This is a genomic window from Candidatus Erwinia haradaeae, assembly GCF_900698935.1.
GTDB classification, from domain to species: Bacteria; Pseudomonadota; Gammaproteobacteria; order Enterobacterales; family Enterobacteriaceae; genus Erwinia_E; species Erwinia_E haradaeae_D.
Genome location: NZ_LR217715.1, coordinates 163419 through 183159, shown reverse-complemented (window position 1 = coordinate 183159; position 19741 = coordinate 163419). Strand labels below are relative to the sequence as shown.

The 19741-nt window shown below is 35.0% G+C and carries 10 protein-coding genes and 1 pseudogene; 5 read left to right on the top strand and 6 right to left on the bottom strand.

Going from position 1 to position 19741, the window contains the following annotated elements:
• Positions 1-172 precede the first annotated feature (172 nt).
• On the top strand, positions 173-1375 hold the full coding sequence (locus tag ERCIKOCA2762_RS00565) for an acetate kinase (RefSeq protein WP_157988293.1): 1203 nt from the start codon (positions 173-175) through the stop codon (positions 1373-1375).
• A 255-nt stretch (positions 1376-1630) separates the two neighbouring features.
• Positions 1631-3763 carry a phosphate acetyltransferase gene (pta, locus tag ERCIKOCA2762_RS00560; protein WP_157988292.1) on the top strand — a complete coding sequence of 711 codons (2133 nt, stop codon included), beginning with the start codon at positions 1631-1633 and terminating at the stop codon, positions 3761-3763.
• Between the two features lie 693 nt (positions 3764-4456).
• On the opposite strand, the gene ERCIKOCA2762_RS00555 is transcribed toward pta, so the two are convergent.
• Positions 4457-4798: an HIT domain-containing protein gene (locus ERCIKOCA2762_RS00555; RefSeq protein ID WP_157988291.1), complete on the bottom strand. Its 342-nt coding sequence runs from the start codon at positions 4796-4798 to the stop codon at positions 4457-4459.
• 833 nt (positions 4799-5631) lie between these two features.
• Positions 5632-6180: an inorganic diphosphatase gene (ppa, locus tag ERCIKOCA2762_RS00550; protein WP_157988290.1), complete on the bottom strand. Its 549-nt coding sequence runs from the start codon at positions 6178-6180 to the stop codon at positions 5632-5634.
• Positions 6181-7798: 1618 nt separating this feature from the next.
• Here ppa and ERCIKOCA2762_RS00545 point away from each other — a divergent pair.
• Positions 7799-8413, top strand: coding sequence for a Fe-Mn family superoxide dismutase (locus ERCIKOCA2762_RS00545; RefSeq protein WP_157988289.1), 615 nt, complete (start codon positions 7799-7801; stop codon positions 8411-8413).
• A 363-nt stretch (positions 8414-8776) separates the two neighbouring features.
• On the top strand, positions 8777-9967 hold the full coding sequence (gene bamB / locus ERCIKOCA2762_RS00540; RefSeq protein ID WP_157988288.1) for an outer membrane protein assembly factor BamB: 1191 nt from the start codon (positions 8777-8779) through the stop codon (positions 9965-9967).
• Between the two features lie 863 nt (positions 9968-10830).
• On the opposite strand, the pseudogene ftsY reads toward bamB, so the two are convergent.
• The 4 genes and pseudogenes from ftsY to icd form a co-directional block, all read right to left on the bottom strand.
• Positions 10831-11757 (bottom strand): annotated as a pseudogene (ftsY, locus tag ERCIKOCA2762_RS00535) (signal recognition particle-docking protein FtsY); the annotation flags it as partial.
• A 658-nt stretch (positions 11758-12415) separates the two neighbouring features.
• Complete coding sequence (gene uvrD / locus ERCIKOCA2762_RS00530) at positions 12416-14590, bottom strand: DNA helicase II (protein ID WP_157988286.1); 2175 nt, start codon at positions 14588-14590, stop codon at positions 12416-12418.
• A gap of 1411 nt (positions 14591-16001) precedes the next feature.
• Complete coding sequence (trhO, locus tag ERCIKOCA2762_RS00525; RefSeq protein ID WP_157988285.1) at positions 16002-16958, bottom strand: oxygen-dependent tRNA uridine(34) hydroxylase TrhO; 957 nt, start codon at positions 16956-16958, stop codon at positions 16002-16004.
• A 338-nt stretch (positions 16959-17296) separates the two neighbouring features.
• Positions 17297-18547, bottom strand: a complete 1251-nt coding sequence (icd, locus tag ERCIKOCA2762_RS00520) for an NADP-dependent isocitrate dehydrogenase (RefSeq protein WP_157988284.1) — start codon at positions 18545-18547, stop codon at positions 17297-17299.
• Between the two features lie 27 nt (positions 18548-18574).
• On the opposite strand from icd, the gene ERCIKOCA2762_RS03525 reads away from it, so the two are divergent.
• Positions 18575-18700 carry a hypothetical protein gene (locus ERCIKOCA2762_RS03525; RefSeq protein ID WP_269472443.1) on the top strand — a complete coding sequence of 42 codons (126 nt, stop codon included), beginning with the start codon at positions 18575-18577 and terminating at the stop codon, positions 18698-18700.
• Positions 18701-19741 lie beyond the last annotated feature (1041 nt).

The window sequence follows — 19741 nt, the reverse complement described above, 5'->3', positions numbered from 1 at the left end:
AAAACAAAGTGTAATGCATATTACATATTTCTTAAACAATGAATAGAAACCCATGCATTAGTTTAATATTGGTATATACTCATCCTAATTTGATCGCAAAATTATTATAAACAGTTCATCACTGCCATGATACAGAATCAATCATATCAACTGATAAAATATAGGCTCCTCTATGTCTAACAATTTAGTATTAGTTTTGAATTGCGGGAGTTCTTCCTTAAAATTTTCTGTTCTTGACCCAAAAAGTGGAGAAGAACCCCTTTCTGGGTTAGCGGAATGCTTCTACCTTAATAATGCTCGTATTCATTGGAGACTGAATGGAATTACTAACGAATCATATCTAGGGCATGGCACAGCGCACAAAGAGGCGTTAAATTTTATTGTCAAAACGATTCTCAAGACACAATCGGAGATATTAGAAAAAATTTCCGCTATAGGGCACCGTATTGTTCACGGGGGGCCAAAGATTATAAAGTCCTCAATTATTAATGATGCATTAATTCAAGATATTCAAAACGCATCATCATTTGCCCCTCTACATAACCCGGCACACATAGTTGGCATCAATGAAGCACTTAAAAATTTTCCCCACTTATCTAAGAAAAATGTAGCTGTATTCGATACAGCATTCCACCAAACTATGCCGGAGGCATCTTATCTCTATGCATTGCCTTATCAACTTTATAAAAAATACGGCATTCGGCGTTACGGTGCTCATGGAACTAGTCATAAGTATATCACTCAAGAAACAGCGAAGGTTTTACAAAAACCAGTGTCAAACCTGCATATTATTACTTGCCACCTTGGTAACGGCAGCTCAATAGCGGCTATTCTAAAAGGTCAATGCGTAGACACCTCTATGGGACTGACGCCGCTTGAAGGTCTGGTGATGGGAACTCGTAGTGGAGATATTGACCCCTCTATTATATTTTTCTTACACAACAAACTAGGCATGCGTATGGATGACATCCATCATATGCTTACTCATAAGTCTGGTCTACTGGGTCTTACTGATGTTAGCAGCGATTGCCGATATCTAGAAGAGAACTACACATGTAATGCCGACGCTAAACGCGCCATGGATGTCTATTGTCATAGACTAGCGAAATATATTGCATCCTACACTGCGCTCATGGAAGGCCAGCTAGATGCAATTATTTTTACTGGTGGAATTGGAGAAAATTCTTATATGGTACGTGAACTAACACTTAATAAGCTGAGTCTTCTTGGTGTTAAAATAGACCATCAAAGTAATCTATCTGCTCGATTTGGTCGTTCTGGGTTTATCAATCAAGATAATACTCTCCCTATTCTTGTTTTACCAACAAAAGAAGAATTACTAATTGCTCGAGATGCCATCCTCCTAACCGAATGACTCTCTTTTACTTGATACTAACTAATCACTAAGATTATAATAAAATGACTTATTAAATCTATGAAATTAATCGATTGCAGATATTCAAATATAAAATATACGATGATCTTTATACCACCACTCAAAACTATGAAATATTAGTACACTAATATTTAGTTAGCCCTTGCTCTATTCTAAAGTATAGAATGAGAATATTAAGGGCTCCTATGATACAGTTCTACAAAAATAATTCAAGATTTAACGGAGACATTAACTGTGCGACGTGCGATTATTTTTATTCCTACTGATACTTATATGAATCTTATGAGTGTTTTATACGGGATTACGCTCTCGGCAAAAAACACAGGAATTCACTTATGTATTTTTACACCTATTGCTTTAATCCCTCATCAGACCATACAGAAAGTTCCTACAAATGATACAAGAAAAGATCCACCGCATAGAGTAGCTGAAGATTCTACTATTCCAGCACACCGTGTAAAAGACCTACTAAAATCTGGTCATATGGATATACTGATGGAAGAGATTATTTCGAATTATAGTAATAAAACTAATGAAGATGCAATTGTATTAGTAGAAGGTCTGAAAACTAGTGATGCCAACCCATGGGCTGTACGCCTAAACTATGAAATAGCCAACACACTGAATGCTGAGATAGTAGTTGTAACAACAGTAGGTGATGAGTCCTTGTCTCAAATCCAAGAACAGATAGAACTCATATATGCTAGCCTACCTGAGTACACAAATATTGCCGGGGTTATCGTTAATCGCAGGAATGATCTCTTCAGAACAACACCTCATCTTTACCCAAAGATATTCAATATTTTCCAACATTCTAAAAATCAATCGCTATCTAGTATAGATGTACAAGAATTCATCACCGCAAGCAAATTTCCAATTTTAGGCTATGTGCCATGGCAGGTAGAACTAACAGCCCCCTTTTCTATAGATGTCTTTCGTTACTTGGATGCCACCGCCATTCATTATGGCGAATCCCGACGTATCACATCAGTAATGTTTTGTGCTCACGATATCACAACAATGTTAGAACACTTACAAGTGGGATCCTTGCTCGTCATATCTTCAGAACGTCTAGATTTATTACTAGCAGCCTGCTTAGCGACCATAGGAGACATAGAAATTTCTGGCATCCTATTAATAGGCCGTTCTTCTATTCCACTCACTATTTGGAACTTATGCACCAAAGCTTTTCAAACGGGTGTACCAATATTTCAAGTCATAACAGATACCCTACAAACAGCACAGAATCTTCAGACCTTTATCCTAGAAAACGCTATAGACAACATGCAGAATAATCATAACGCACATGCTCATATAGCTCATAATATTTCTACTACATGGATTACATCCTTATCTCAATCTACCAAAAAAAGACAGAGTTTCTCCCCGGCAGCGTTCAAACATCAACTAACTAAGTTATCTCGTCAAGTATGCAAACGTATTATTCTGCCGGAAGGCGATGAGCCCCGGATTATTCAAGCGGCCTCCATAGCTGCTGAACGTGGTATGGCTACTTGTATACTGTTAGGCAACGAAACAAATATAAAAAATATTGCATTAGAACTCAATGTCACGCTTGGAGCGCATATTCAAATACTTGATCCAGTTGATATACGTGGACACTATGTACGCCGTTTAGTAGAGCTAAGACAAAAACAAGGTATGAACACCTGTATGGCAAAAACACAGCTAGAAGAGAATATAGTACTAGGCACTATGATGCTTGAAAAAGGTGAAGTAGATGGTCTAGTTTCTGGCGTCAGAAGTACTACTGCAAACACTATTCGACCAGCACTACAGCTTATTAAAACAGCATCGCATACCTCTCTAGTCTCTTCAGTTTTTTTTATGCTGTTACCTCAACAAGTCTTGGTATATGGTGATTGCGCCATCAATCCAAATCCAAATGCACAAGAATTAGCAGAAATTGCTATACAATCTGCACATTCAGCACTAGCGTTTGGAATCGAACCGCGTATAGCAATGATTTCTTATTCCACCGGTCATTCAGGGTCTGGTAAAGATGTTGAAAAAATCAGAGAAGCAACATATATTGTTAAAAACAAGCGCCCAGACTTATTAATAGACGGGCCTTTACAATATGACGCAGCTATTATGATGGATGTAGCAAAATCTAAAGCACCGTGCTCACCCGTTGCCGGACAGGCTACAGTTTTTATATTTCCGGATCTCAATACAGGCAATACTACCTATAAAGCAGTACAACGCGCAGCAAATATAAATTCTATTGGACCTATGTTACAGGGCATGCGCAAACCAGTGAACGACCTATCACGCGGTGCGCTAGTCAATGACATTGTATATACTATTGCTCTGACCGCTATACAAGCATTACAATCAGAGTAACCATACTACATGATTTTTCTAACACACACTAGATAAACGCAAACGTGCTTGAAATGACATGTAATACCATCTTTTAATGTCGTGATAACTATCACTATCACAGTATAGAATTTTTTATCTAGTATCATGTAAATTAGATTAGAATATCAGTGAATGCTCGATTCTCTTTCTCTTTACCCATAGTGTAATCATTCTAAACTAAGGATCCGCCTATAGTATTTTCTTTCATACTAAACATTAATGTATAATTCAAAATATATGAACGGGAAAATAATCTTACTACATTAGGCACAAGTTTAAAACTCAATCATTGTGATCGCATGAATGCTCCGTAAATTATAGATGTTACTATCTTGGTTTTAATAAACCATCGCACGCTGATGATTAATAAATAACACTTAATACAGTTCTTTTTTTTAAAACCATTACACAAAAACAGAGAAGATCAGAATATTTTCAATATATTATAAAAAAATTGACTCCATGAAATAGAAATAATAGTAAAACCATCTCGCCAAATAAATGTTTTATTTTACCTATGTGTGAATGTGCCCATACTTATGAGATACTCTTAAAGTAATATTTTTCTACTTCATAGATCGTTGCTGGTCCAACAATTATAAATACTAACCCCTCTGGTGTGGTGAAAAGAGGTCATATGCACCCATTATGATGGTATCACAAAAACAAATGTTAGATAGGCCCCAAAGGCATCCCGCCAAGTAAATGCAAGTGAATATGAGAGATCTCCTGTCCACCATTTTTGTTGCAATTGAAAACTAAGCGATATCCATCTTCTGCAATTCCCTCATCTTTGGCAATTTTTACTGCTGTGGTAATCATTCGACCTAACAGCGCTTCATGACTAGGATAAACATTATTAAGGGTAGGAATTAAAATATTCGGTACAATTAAGATATGTGTGGGAGCACAGGGAGAAATATCGCGAAATGCGGTCACTAGTATGTCTTGGTATACAATATCAGCTGTCATTTCATGACGAATAATTTTACTAAAAATAGTTTCTGTCGACACCTTTGGCTCCTAATAATTGTACGATCTGGCAGTGTTATTTTACTTCAGGTTATTTATATTGGACATCAACAAGACGTCATAAAATGACTTTGATATTTAAGATCTTTGCTCAAGCTTACAAACTTTTGTGTCCATGAATAATACTCTAAAACAAAACCTCTAATGCTGTAATAAATACATGAACCACACCAATCTATCGCGTTTCTATCACCAAAGGCATAACGCTACCATAGTAGATATTTTAGATATCAGTGAAAAACCGATATCTAAAATAGATCAGTATCATCACCTCAGGCGCTTATTCTATAGCGTTTGACAGACTCCATGCATTTAACACAATCCCTCACATACTAAATTTAAACATTCATACTACCGTCTTGTGTATAGATAGATGTCTGCGTTGATAAAATTGTATGTATTAGTTACACTGCAACATCTGTATCTAATATCATTCTCAAAAAATATCGCAATATTAAATTATAGAACCACAGGCTAAAATTATATACAATACAGTAGAGTCGTTATGATTATGATAACAATGTTATTGAGCCACTCTGTAATTTCAGCTCAATAAAAAATTTTCTTAATATGATTGATTGAAGAATAAAAGAAAATGTTGATAAACATATTTGCACATAGACATGGTGGATACGCCGCTTCTCATCATACTAAGAAATGAAGAGTAATATTATGCACCACGCACATCAGTTACGCATTTTTTAACTGACACCACAGATATCTGTACTTGATGTGCTACGTCACACTTCGCTACATCTTTTTACTTAATACCAAAATTGAGACATCATATGACACCATGCAGAAAATAATAATTTTTAATTACTATCAAGCACCTGACGATCTGTAAATCGCCTACTGCATGCGATAATTTCCTCTCTAGCAGAAACAACACCTTCCAAACTACCTATCTTAACCCATTTTCCTCTTTCCAAAGCCTTGTATTGCTCAAAAAAATGTTGCATTTGACTGCGTAATAATATTGGCAGATCTTGTATATCTCTAATATCTTCGTATTCTAGCGTGACTTTTTTTACTGGAACAGAGATTATCTTAGAATCTAGTCCTGATTCATCAATCATCTTCATTAAACCAATAGGACGACAGCGAATAACACTACCAGGTTGTAGTGGATACGGCGTGGGAACTAACACATCTAATGGATCGCCGTCTTCAGACAAAGTCTGATTTATGTAACCATAATTACAAGGATAAAACATAGTAGTAGCTATGAATCTATCTACGAATAGCACACCAGTTTCTTTATCCACTTCATATTTAATTGGATGAGAAGACGATGGAATCTCTATAATTACATAAATATCATCTGGGATATGACATCCAGCTGACACATATTTAAGGCTCATTGTATTTCCTTCTCTATATTAAAACACCTCTACCAACCTCATGACCTCTATGATAATATATGCAGATCTTCTTATAAAATAAAATTATGTACTATACAATGGTATTAATTTTATAAAAAACAACTGCGCTATTGTATGTGCAATCCAATAATATTCGATTCGAGTATATAATCTAATAATATTAGATTAGAGCATATATTTATATATCCTTATTTAATGATCAGTAATGAGTACTTCTCGTGTTTGATAGAAATGCACGAGATGCTATAATAATAATTTATCACCATAGTACATGATGGACATTGACGAGAAATACGCTATGCATATTGCGTACGTTCAAGTTCTCTCTAACGAGAGATTCAGTATAATTCTAAAAAATACTATAGTAATTGGCATTAATTCTGATATATCCCGTCTTTATCTGCAAGCGCAAACATCTAGTTTCCATGCGCATCATGCGTGATGGATTGTCATCATTCACCAAAAACTGAAAATACCTAACGCACACTGTAGAGAAGATACAATATGCTGCGATTGAATCACGTACCATGGGTATATAAGTTTATGTACTCTTGAATCCTCTTCATTCTTCATAATAAGATATACATAATACATCAGTCACAGCTTTTTTTAGAAGGTGTATCTGTTTCCTCAAACACAATTTTATAATAAAAATACACCTTATATGAATAGGTTAAGATCATAATTACACGTAAAGGATGCCTGTCATCATCTTGGCAATTAATATAGTGATATTATTCACAAACTATTAGAGATATCACAACAGTATTTATTATATAGAAGCTATATTTCTCATCAATCTAAAATAACATTTTCCCTTTTTTATATCACCATGAACCAATCAGAGAAATAACACTTAAAATAGGTCGTAGCAAAGAACTAATTTAGATAATCAGCAGAATTGAGAATTGATCTCAATCAAATAAAACTTGCTAATGCAAAGAACTTTATTATATTACATGGTAATATCACATAAAAGTACGCGAACTGATAATGATAGGCTATATTATATAAATTAGGCAATAAATATTATGCAAAATAATCCTGTTATACCGCTTAACTAGATATGGAGACGCATATTGTATACATGTACAACATTAAACTTACCTCAGCAATGCGATCCGAGCCATAACTTTATAAGAGTTTAATAACCCTGACTTTGTATGTTTGCATTAAAATACCCTTACGCATTTAAACAAAAAAATACATAAAAGATGATTTATGGATTCCCCTAATGATCATGTGCATATCTCCAATACTATGGCTTCATAATGTGAAAAAGATCTATAGTATCATTTCATAATCTCTCTCAGAGATCATGGAAAAATTTTAGATAGTGCTTTGATAAAGATTAAATATGCACTCTGATATGTGAGAGATCTATATGTGAGAGATATTAATGACTTTAATAGATACTTAAGAAATGAAAATTTCTACTAAGATCGATGTCCTAATTGCTAACAAATTGTTATAATATGAATATCCCTTATTATTGATGAGATATTTTATGCTAAAATCCATCTGATGGTGATCATTAACATTAAGTGTTTATGTTTTATATCACTTCATACTTTCCTTACTATTTTGGAGTTAAACTATGCGCTATACACTACCATCCCTCCCTTATGGATATGATAAGTTAGAACCATATTTTGACCAACAAACAATGATACTACATCATCAAAAGCATCATCAAACCTATATAAATAAAGCGAATATAGCTTTAGACAGCACTGATTTTGCCGATATTACAGTAGAAACTCTAATTTCTCAACTTGATAGACTACCAAATAATAAAAGAACCCTACTACGCAATAACGCAGGAGGACACGCTAATCATAGCTTTTTCTGGAAAATCTTAAAACCAAAGACCTGTTTACAGGGTAAATTAAAACAAGCAATTGAAAAAGATTTTGGCAGTGTTGAAGATTTTAAAAATTCCTTTGAGGTAGTGGCATCTTCTTGTTTTGGTTCTGGATGGGCTTGGTTAGTACAGCAAAAAGATCAATTAGTAGTAGCATCTACCGCGAATCAAGACAGTCCGCTTATGGGAGAAGCCATCTCTGGTACATATGGTAAACCTATCTTGTGCCTAGATATATGGGAGCACGCTTACTACCTACGATATAAAAACCAGCGCCTGGACTATATCAAAGCTTTCTGGAATATCGTAAATTGGGAGCAAGCAACCATGAATTTTTTAGAAAATTAATGATTATTTGTAGATAAATTATATTTGTATCAGATATGCTTTTAAAGATCAACCCATTCTACCCAGATACATGAAATATGCAAAATACTCACTATGGCATACTCATAACCACGCTGCAAGTACGAATGATTAATCTTGTATATATAAAAACTATATCCAGCGAGCACCAATAGGATACATGCTTATCTTGTGGTAATATTTCTGTAATACTTTTTAAAGAATGCTCGAAATAGAAGCGTGTTGAATATACTATTATTGATAGATGCTATTTAGCAAACTATATTTCTATAGTAGAGTTAAGCATAAGAGAGGACTCAGGTCTACCTTAAGCACCTTTCTACAAATATTACAATGAGGACTGTAATGGTATTTCATAAAATACTTCTCACAAACCTAACATTACTCACGCTATTAAGTGGGTGCTCTTGGTCTAGTGATATCGATCATTTTGACACCAAGTCAATTCTTTCTACTACACACAATAAATCTGCGCCCGTAAAGGTTTGGAGCAAAACAATTGGGGATGGTAAACCTTATACTTATTCAACATTACAACCAGTAGCCTCTAATAACACCATATATGCTGCGGATCAAAGTGGTATCGTTACAGCACTGAATGTTATTGATGGCAAAGAAAGATGGAAAGTTAATCTTGCTGAATACATAAGCTTATTCTCTAACAAAAACCCAGCATTGCTTTCTGGTGGACTCACTATTCATAATAATTACCTTTATGTCGGGACTGAGCATGCAACAGTTTTTGCTCTGAACATTAGAGATGGTTCAATTGTCTGGAAAACTCATGTGCTTGGCGAGGTTTTATCTTGCCCGGTAATTAGTGATAATCTAGTATTAGTACATACCAGTAATGGAATGTTACAGGGTCTTAATAAATTTAATGGTGCTGTACAATGGTCTATTCATCTTGATGTACCAGCATTTAGTCTACGCGGGCAATCTTCTCCCGTTGTTTCACACGGTACTGTTATTGTAGGGGGAGATAACGGTAACGTCAGTGCGCTGACAAGCAATCAAGGAAAAATAATATGGCAACAAAAAATTACTAAAAAAATAGGTATTAGAGGCATTAATCGGTTATCTGATGTTGACATAACTCCGTTAATTATAAATGGTGTGGTGTATGCTGTAGCATATAATGGTAACTTTACAGCACTAGATTTACAATCCGGTCACATTTTATGGAATCGTAATATTGGGTCGGTGCATGCTATGGTGCTTTATATGAATCGCATATTTGTTGTTGATAAAGAAGATAGATTAATGGAGATAAATATTAAAAATGGTACCTATATTTGGCAACAGAGTCATCTGCTTAATCGACATCTGACACCACCTGTGTTATATTGTAATCATTTAGTAGTAGGCGATCAACAAGGATATATACATTGGATTAATCCCGATAATGGTCGATTAGTTTTACAAAAACAAGTAGATTCTGCTGGTTTTCAAACTCAACCAGTGATTACTAATCATAATTTATTACTTATTCTTCAGTCTAAAAATAATCAAGTTCATGCAATACTAAATGAATAGTAGTAGTAAGACTACACAAAGACTGTTTGCTATATTCATACCTCCTTCGACAGTACTTGTAAAAATGCTATAGCTATCACTATACCCTTATCAATTACTCTTGTATCAACTGTGAAAAAATAGTTTAATTGATCAGTGATAGCTGAGAGCAACCTGATTACCTCGTTGAAAGTAGTTTGTTGAAACTTATATGCATTTACAAATATTGTGGATATATATGTACTTGGTAAGCACAAGATTTTTAACTGAAAACAGTTGTATTCTAAATATTCTCAGAATTCTACATTCGATTTATTATGCGCCAAATATGTCTTTAATAACTCCTATGTGTACTGCAATAATTTTAAATATTTCACGTATTATTGAATACCTACATGATGAGACCATGCAGTGATTAAGTCTTTGACATTAATTTTTTGAAAGGTATGACTTGATTATGCGCATCATATCATTTTGTAGATTTTTTAAATTCTATGTTTTTGAATTCAACTATTTTTAGCCATGTACTTTATGGTAAAAACTACTATCTTACAAAAGATCTTTCCACTACCTTTACAATTTATGAGCTATTCTAGAGAAACCAAATAACAATCTAAAATTTATAAAATAAGGTGCTGATAACATGCTATAAAATTACTCTATATTTTCACTATCAGCCGTTTCTATACAATAAGATACGATTTTTATATTATATTTTATTACTCTCTTCCGGCGCTGTGCATCACAGATAAGCTACAAAATCTTTACCAATTACATTTAATATATAAAATACAATGATAAATGCTCTCTACATAATAGTCGACAAGCATGATTGCATTGTCGCCCTGTTCTTATTGTCAGCATGCTTCTTTTCACCCATACCACTAGATCGTCTTCTCTTTAGAAAACAGTTCTGCTATAAACTTATCTGCCTGAAAGACATGTATATCTTCTATAGTTTCACCGCAAGTAATATAGCGGATGGGGATGTTAAATTGATCTGCTAGTGAAAAGATTACACCTCCTTTAGCTGTACTATCTAACTTAGTTAGAGTAATGCCACTCACACCCACCGCCTCATGAAAAACTTTAGTCTGACTAATAGCATTTTGCCCGGTACTGGAATCAATGGTTAGCATCACCTCATGCGGAGCTGTAACGTCTTGTTTCTTGATAATACGAATGATTTTTTTTATCTCATCCATCAAATATGCTTTATTTTGCAAGCGACCAGATGTGTCCGCAATCAAAACATCTATCTTATGCTTCTTAGCAGCTTGCATCGCATCAAAAATTACTGCAGAGGCATCGGTGCCAGATTTATGCGAGATAACTTCAATATCATTACACGACCCCCATATTTTTAGCTGTTCAACAGCTCCGGCGCGGAATGTATCTCCTGCAGCCAACATCACTGATTTACCTTCATTTTTAAAATGATGGGCGAGCTTTCCAATAGTAGTTGTTTTCCCAGCGCCATTGACTCCTATCATTAAAATTACAAATGGTGATGCCCATGAAATATCTAAAACTAACTCTGCTTTAGAAAGTATTTGTGATAGATTTATTTGTAGCTGACGATGAAGTAAGTCCACATCATTAATTTTATTGTGGTTCACCTGAGTCTTGAGCCTACTCATAATGCGATTAGTAGTTTCTACCCCAAGATCCGCAAGCAAAAACCGTTCTTCGAGCATATCGAAAAGGTTACTATCAATTTTTTTGCCTCGAAGTAATTTACTCAATCCAAATCCAAAGTAATTACGTGTTCGCTCTAATTTAAGCTTGAGATGATTAAAGAATCTATTTTTTATAGTCATACTCCTTTTTATTAAAATTGACTAAGCTTATCAAACTATTATTTTTTCAAATGAAAATTGAACAAAATTATGGATCCTTGTTCCAATACAAAATACTGCTTCTTATCCTACATAATTTATGCGAGCAACCTAGATGTATTCACCCCTTCGGCCAAAAAACTCTCTATTAAATACGACGCATATAACACATTTCTTTAGCAAAGTATTAATATAAATATATATATCTTTTCCCACTAAAAACTAACGAAAAAAACGCACTCAGACCAAATAATTTTTTTTAAATTTACACATATAACACGGATAAAATTAATTATAATCTATAATACAATCCTTCATTGTTCAATAAAATGCTTGGTGTTTTATATATCGCCGTAATATTAATCACATTGTAAAAAAAAGATCTATTGCACACTCTTGCCATACGAAATAAAACCTAATCACATATGCGATTTTGAAAAAAATAAAATTATCTCAAAAAATCTCTGTAATGCAAATAATCGAGCGCATCTCTGATATACATACCATTATAACATTATATATCAAGGTCATCATATATGCACTGGGTGCTACAATCACCGCCCTACACTCCTGCCTCTTCCTATGAGACCCTATAACATTATCAATATTATGTTAAAACTCTATATATAGATCACCGTACGTCTAGTTTAGCATAGGCAGCAAGCAGCCATTTAACACCATAATGATCAAAATTTACCTGCATACGTTTTTGCTCACCACACCCTATAGTATTCATGACAGTCCCCAGCCCAAATGTTGCATGTTGCACTCGTTGAGCTATTTGTAAATTACTATCATTCATTATACCCGTAGCGTTGATATCTGTGCTCGTATAATGTAGCCTTTGACTATCTCGTTCACTATAACGCACTTTTGCGATACATCTAGATGGTAGCTCGCTAATAAAACGAGACGGTTCATGACAAACCTCTTTCCCATATAATCGTCTATTTATCGCATGAGTTAATGTTAGTTTGATCATTGCGCGAGTGATTCCAACATAGGCAAGACGACGCTCTTCTTCCAAACCTCCCTCTTCATTTAAAGAAATCTGGCCAGGAAAAATACCCTCTTCCATACCAACTATAAACACCTGCGCAAACTCCAGACCCTTAGAAGCATGCATAGTCATTAACTGCACAGCATCCTGGATCTTGTGAGCGGATCTCTCTCCTGCTTCAAGTATAGATTGCGCCAGAAATACCGGCAGAGGACTTACGCTTCCATCATCACAAAAATCACTATCGTATTGCCGGGTAGTATGAATTAGCTCCTCTAAGTTTTCCATACGTCTTTTGTCATGTTCATCTCGCTTCTGTGCATACATCAACCAGAGACCTGAGTCCTGAAGCACGCGCTCGATTTGCACAGATAACGGCATAGAATGGGTGACTGAGTCTAGTAAGTCTATTAACTCAAGAAAACGCCTTAAAGAAACACAGCTTGCTCGGGAAGCAAACACTTTCTTTTTTAATAAAATTTTAGTAGATTCCCAAAAAGGTAAATCACACTCACGTGCTAACTGTCGCACCACCTCTAATGTGCCAGCCCCAATACCTCTCGGAGGAGTATTTACAACGCGTTCAAAAGATATATCATCATTTCGATTTGCAATTAAGCGCAAGTAGGCCAGCACATCTTTAATTTCCTGTCGTTGGAAAAATCTCATACCGCCATAAATTTGATATATAATCCCTCTCTGCGATAACACTTTTTCTATTTCTAGAGATTGAGAATTATTACGGTACAACACAGCACATTCAGACAATACGCCACCATTCTGAACCCATTCTTGCATACGATCTGCTACAAAACAGGCCTCATCAAATGCATTAAGAGCACAGTAAATCGTAATTAATTCTCCATCTGTAACTTCAGTCCATAACTGTTTTCCAAAACGACTATTGTTATTAGCAATTAAAATATTAGCAGCTTCCAGAATATGACATGTTGATCGATAATTTCTCTCAAGGCGCATGACGGTTGCCAATCCAAAATCCTTCAGGAAGCTTTTCATATTAGAACGCTTAGCGCCCCTCCATCCATAGATTGATTGATCATCATCGCCAACAATCATGACATGACTACTCTTACCAGAAATCGTGCGAATCCAATTATACTGCATATGATTAGTATCTTGAAATTCATCTACTAAAATATTAGTGAATGTTCTATGATAATACTCAAGTACATCTGGATTATTCCTCCATAACTCACAAATCCGCAATAGTAATTCAGTAAAGTCTACCAAGCCCAAACGATCACAAGCAGCTTGGTAAGCCTGATAAATATGCAGCCATGTTTTTTCTATAGGGCACGCTAAGCCTGCAATATGACTAGGGCGTAAACCTTTGTCTTTTTTTAAATTAATATACCTCAGACTTTGCCGAGGCGTCCACTGTTTGAGATCAAGATTCATGGAATGTATTAAGCGTCTTAGTAAGCGTATCTGATCTTCAGTGTCAATAATCTGAAAATCTTTTGATAGGTTTGCCATGAGATGGTGACTACATAAAAAACGATGAGACAAGGAGTGAAAAGTCCCAATCCACATAGAACTTTGTAATGCTCCAATTAATTCTCTGAGACGTTCTCTCATTTCCTCAGCTGCTTTATTAGTAAAAGTGACAGCTAAAATTGACTGAGGGGAACATTTTTCAACCTCTATCAACCAAGCAATGCGGTATACTAACACACGGGTTTTCCCACTACCTGCTCCGGCTAAAACTAAAAAATTAGTACGTGGCGCAAATACTGCAGCGCGTTGTTGATGATTTAAACATAAAGCTAAGTTATTAACATTCATACCGGGTCACAAAACATGTAGATATCTATGCATCCTGAGTGAATACAGAAATAATATGATATTAGTTGTAATTATAAACGCTATACTCGCCCCATTCATTATTAAGATAAAAGGAAGACTTCTATTATGTTATGTGTGATATAGACCGTCTGTAGATTAGTTCTTGAATATATTCCTGTTACAAGATTGAAAGGTGCGATCGACTTCATACACGCACAGTGCGTCTATCTCTAGAGACATAGACTGCATATAGCTATATATCACAATATAGTCATCTTATCAGGGTAATAATCATTACATCTGAGACATCGAGGTCTTGATATCTATCATATCTTCTAATAGCAGTGATCACTTGCAGTAATACCATCACTATGCATTTCTATAACAGCATAACCATTTCTGATCTCAAACACTATTATTTGCATGCAATATGATCGTGATTCTTGCGGGTACAGCCAAGACACGCTTATAATTGCTAGGGTCTCACTTATGCTTGTCCGTCATACTTTCTAATTTCAGTCGTATGATATTTTTGTCGTACTCCTCTACCTCAAATATCGCAGGTTGTCTCTGGGAACTCATAGAATAAATGATACATACTCAATCCGCTTCTTGACAAAGCGTGTTTGCAAAAAGACTGTATACCTTAATACATGATATACAAGCATCACGGGATTACCTATTAATTCGCGATATAAAAACATAAAATTTATAAACCAATCTGATTAATACTTGCGGCATCTACACACAAAACACACACAGGTTATATATTTAATTATATTAATATATAGAAAGCAAATAACACATATCGCATAGAATATACTACTCTCACTGCCTTCGATCAGCTTCACAAATATTAAAATTGATTTTCTGATGTAGAGGGTGTTAAGAAGAAACGACATAACCACACGAAAAAAGTCAAACCATAATAAAATTTCTTTATTATATCCTTACCTAGGCGATACAAAAAATTCTATAGCGTAGATGATTAAAGGATAAAAATTACATACTTTTATTTTGATGCGGATAGGTGAGATATGGCTATAATATTTATTATATTATGAATCTCATTCATATCCTATCTGGATACACACTGTCATAGATTTAATTTTTTATCACTGTCCCATGTGTTCACATCATGCTCAATACTTACACTATTTATAGAATGCTGAAACCAAACATCTATCATACATAACATGCATGTTCTATCAAACGATCAATGAGTATTCTCCATGTTATATTACTATTATGAACGATAAACAGCACATTTTCTAAAAAAATATCAGTCAAAAATTTCCTGTGATATTTTCCTAATATAGATGGCTACTATATATGACTTATCGGAATATTATGAGGATTTATCAGATCTACTGATAGTTAATAGAATGTTGACATAATAAACTCATGCGGTTCAAGACCTTTCTATATAATATAGCCATGTGTTCATACATGTCCTGCTACAAAAATAACTAAACTTCTTAGAACATGTTAAGCACTGAATAAACAGTTTATGGCAACGATTATTACGACAATTGATGTAATGATCATCTTTCTTACCACATTGATAACAGCTGCCAACAATATCCTCTGAAACGTATTCAGCCATGCGTTTATCAAACACAAAATTCTTTCCTATAAAATATACTTGCAAACCCTGAGCACGAGCTGTATGAACATAATTGATAATTCCTCCTTGAATTTGATACACATTCTTGTATCCATGATAGCGCATCCAGGCACTAGATTTTTCACAACGAATCCCTCCAGTACAGTATAAAACTATTGGATACTCTTTATAGCCTTGCAGCATACCAATTATTGTTGATAACTGTTGACGAAAAGTTCTTCCTGGAATAGCCAAAGCCTTGTGAAAATGCCCAATAGCATATTCATAATCATTTCTCATATCTACAAAAATCGCATTGACATCATCATGTAATTTATTTACTGTCTTTGCGTCTATATAAACACCAACGTCACTTGCATTAAAGCTCGTATCAGTGATACCATCTGCCACAAGTTTTGCACGTATTTTAATACTCAAGACCCAAAAAGACTGTTTGTTATTATCTAACGCGATATTCATCTGTAAATCCGAAAAACTAGGATGAAAGGCATATAGCATATCTTCCATGCTTGAATATAAAGTATGTGGTACACTGACCTGAGCGTTAATTCCCTCTTGAGATACGTAGATGCGTCCAAAAATCCTTAGTTTAGACAGAGCTAAATATAGAGCATCTCGGAAGGAGAACGGGTCATCAAGAGTAAAATATTTATAGAACGAAACAGTCATGCGAGCATCAGGTTCTGCTAATACGCGAGCCTGCAACTCTTTACGTGGGATTGTGTTATGCAACACTGACATAGTGTTCATCTATCCTATATTTTCATATTGAAATATAAAATATATTTTATTTTAGATTAAGACAAGGTGTATTTCGGTTACTTAGTTTTAATTATACTTATAATGCTTACATACTAATTTTCAATAAAATAACTGAAAACACCATAAAATCTATTATAAAATCCGTTATAAAATCTACATAATTCCGTCTTTGAAAAAATTTATACATGCTTAATAATGCACATTCCAACATCTTAAAATAAGGAATTAGAAATTTTGCGTTCGCATGATACTTATAATGCATTAATGCACTATAATATTTATTGATTCAATATAGGTTGTATTTTGTGTGTATAGAATCACATGTTTTCAATAACAGCTTCACCAAATTCAGAACACTTAAGTAATTTGGCACCTATCATCATACGTTCAAAATCATAAGTCACCGATTGAGAAGCAATTGTTCTTTCCATACCTGTAATGATGAGATTCGCTGCTTCCGTCCAACCCATATAACGCAACATCATCTCAGCTGAAAGGATGATTGACCCGGGGTTAACCTTATCCTGACCAGCATACTTAGGCGCTGTGCCATGAGTCGCTTCAAACACTGCACATTGTTCGCCAATATTAGCACCTGGCGCAATGCCGATTCCACCCACTTGTGCTGCTACAGCATCTGAAATATAATCTCCATTGAGATTCATACACGCAATGACGTTATAGTCAGCTGGACGTAGTAATATCTGTTGTAAAAACGCATCCGCAATAACATCTTTAATTATAATTTCTTTAGTAGTATCTGGATTTTTAATCATCACCCATGTACCGCTATTAATGCGTACACCACCAAATTCCTCTATCGCAACCTGATATCCCCACTCCTTAAATGCACCTTCAGTAAATTTCATAATGTTACCTTTGTGCACTAGTGTTACAGAATCACGGTCATTGTGCAGCGCATATTTAATAGCAGCGCGTACCAAACGTTTAGTGCCCACCTCTGAACAAGGTTTAATACCAATGCCACATTGCTCTGGAAAACGAATATTCTGTACGTCCATGTTCTGGCGCAAGAAGGTGATCACGGTATCTGCTTCTTTTGTACCAGCTGCCCATTCGATACCGGCATAAATGTCTTCAGAATTCTCACGAAAAATCACTATATTAATGTTTTCTGGGTATTTTACAGGACTAGGAGTGCCCGTGTAATAGCGTATTGGACGCAGACAAATATACAAATCTAACAACTGGCGTAAAGCAACATTTAAAGAACGAATTCCTCCTCCTACCGGAGTCGTCAAAGGTCCTTTAATGGCAATATGATACTCTTTAATAAGTGCGATAGTTTCGTCTGGCAACCAAGCATCCTGGCCATATATATCTACTGCCTTCTTACCGGCGTACACTTCCATCCAGACTATTTTTCGTTGATTAACGTACGTTTTTTTCACCGCAGCGTCAACAACTTTTCGCATGACCGGGGAGATGTCTATACCAATACCGTCACCCTCAATAAAAGGGATGATGGGATACTCTGGTATATCCAATTTTCCATTCTTAAAATGAATTTTCTGGCCTTCTGATGGAATACATACATAACTTTTCATACTCTTTCCTATACATCAGTGTGCTTAATGAAGTTACAAGATCAACACCCCCTCACGGAGGTAGTATGGTATCTACATAGTGGTAATATTGGTAATTACTTAGAGAGCGCCGCTACAGCATTATTACTCTCTCTACATCGCGATATGAGCTGAGATATAATCTGTACCATACACCCATTGTGTCTCACATGTATAATATTTTAACACATTAATGCTTGCTATTATGAGCGAAACAATTAGTCACACTGGCTCAGTCAAACACCACCTACTTTGTTCTCAAAACACTTTACTTTGGCAAGGATATAAAAGACATAATTGTTATGAAGATGATTAAATTAATAAATATGTGTTGTTATAGTATGACCTACAATTTAATACAGAAATCGATGGTGTTATTAAAATCATAAACTATCTAAAAATGCTTATGCGTTTTAACCACAATAGATATTTTCTTAAGAATACTCATTGATGATACCTTGCATATACTGCATAACCCAACCACACTAGTGCGCCTAAATAAATGAAAAATTAAATAGGCTGAGAAGCGTTAATACGCTAAATATATTACACATTAGACTAAAGGTTAAATCGCACACAGGACAATATACTAAACTCTTAACACAAAAATATCGCTATATCTTTAATGTACTGGCATTCACACGACTGCAATCCACATCATGGCAATCAATGTTCTAATATGATCCTACACAAATAGAAAATATTAAAGAGACAAGAGATTTCTACGCTCAAGCCCCTTGCGTCTATAATAACTTCTAGCATGCTGCTGTTATTATGTACAGTGTCGTACATCGACTAATCTTTCATTAATCGCAATCGTACAAAACTAGGAAAAATTGCTTGAGAGGCAAACCTATATACCTTCCTACAATATTCAGAATTTAGATATTTTTTGAGATTCTCACATAATCATCCTTAGAGTACTCAATCTGAACATCAGCTCTTCAAGCTATAGTATACGCTATACTCACTATAGATTACGATCCTATCGTACCCATATATTATAATATGTTATACGTGCAATGCTTTTAAAAAATTACTACCGTAATACCATGCCACCGTACCATTATGGTAGTCTGGTGGTGTGTTTTATTTGATATCACCACCTATAGATACCTGCGCTACAAAATACTCACCTAGTAGCGCTCGTCAACTAGTAAAAGATGTATACATTAT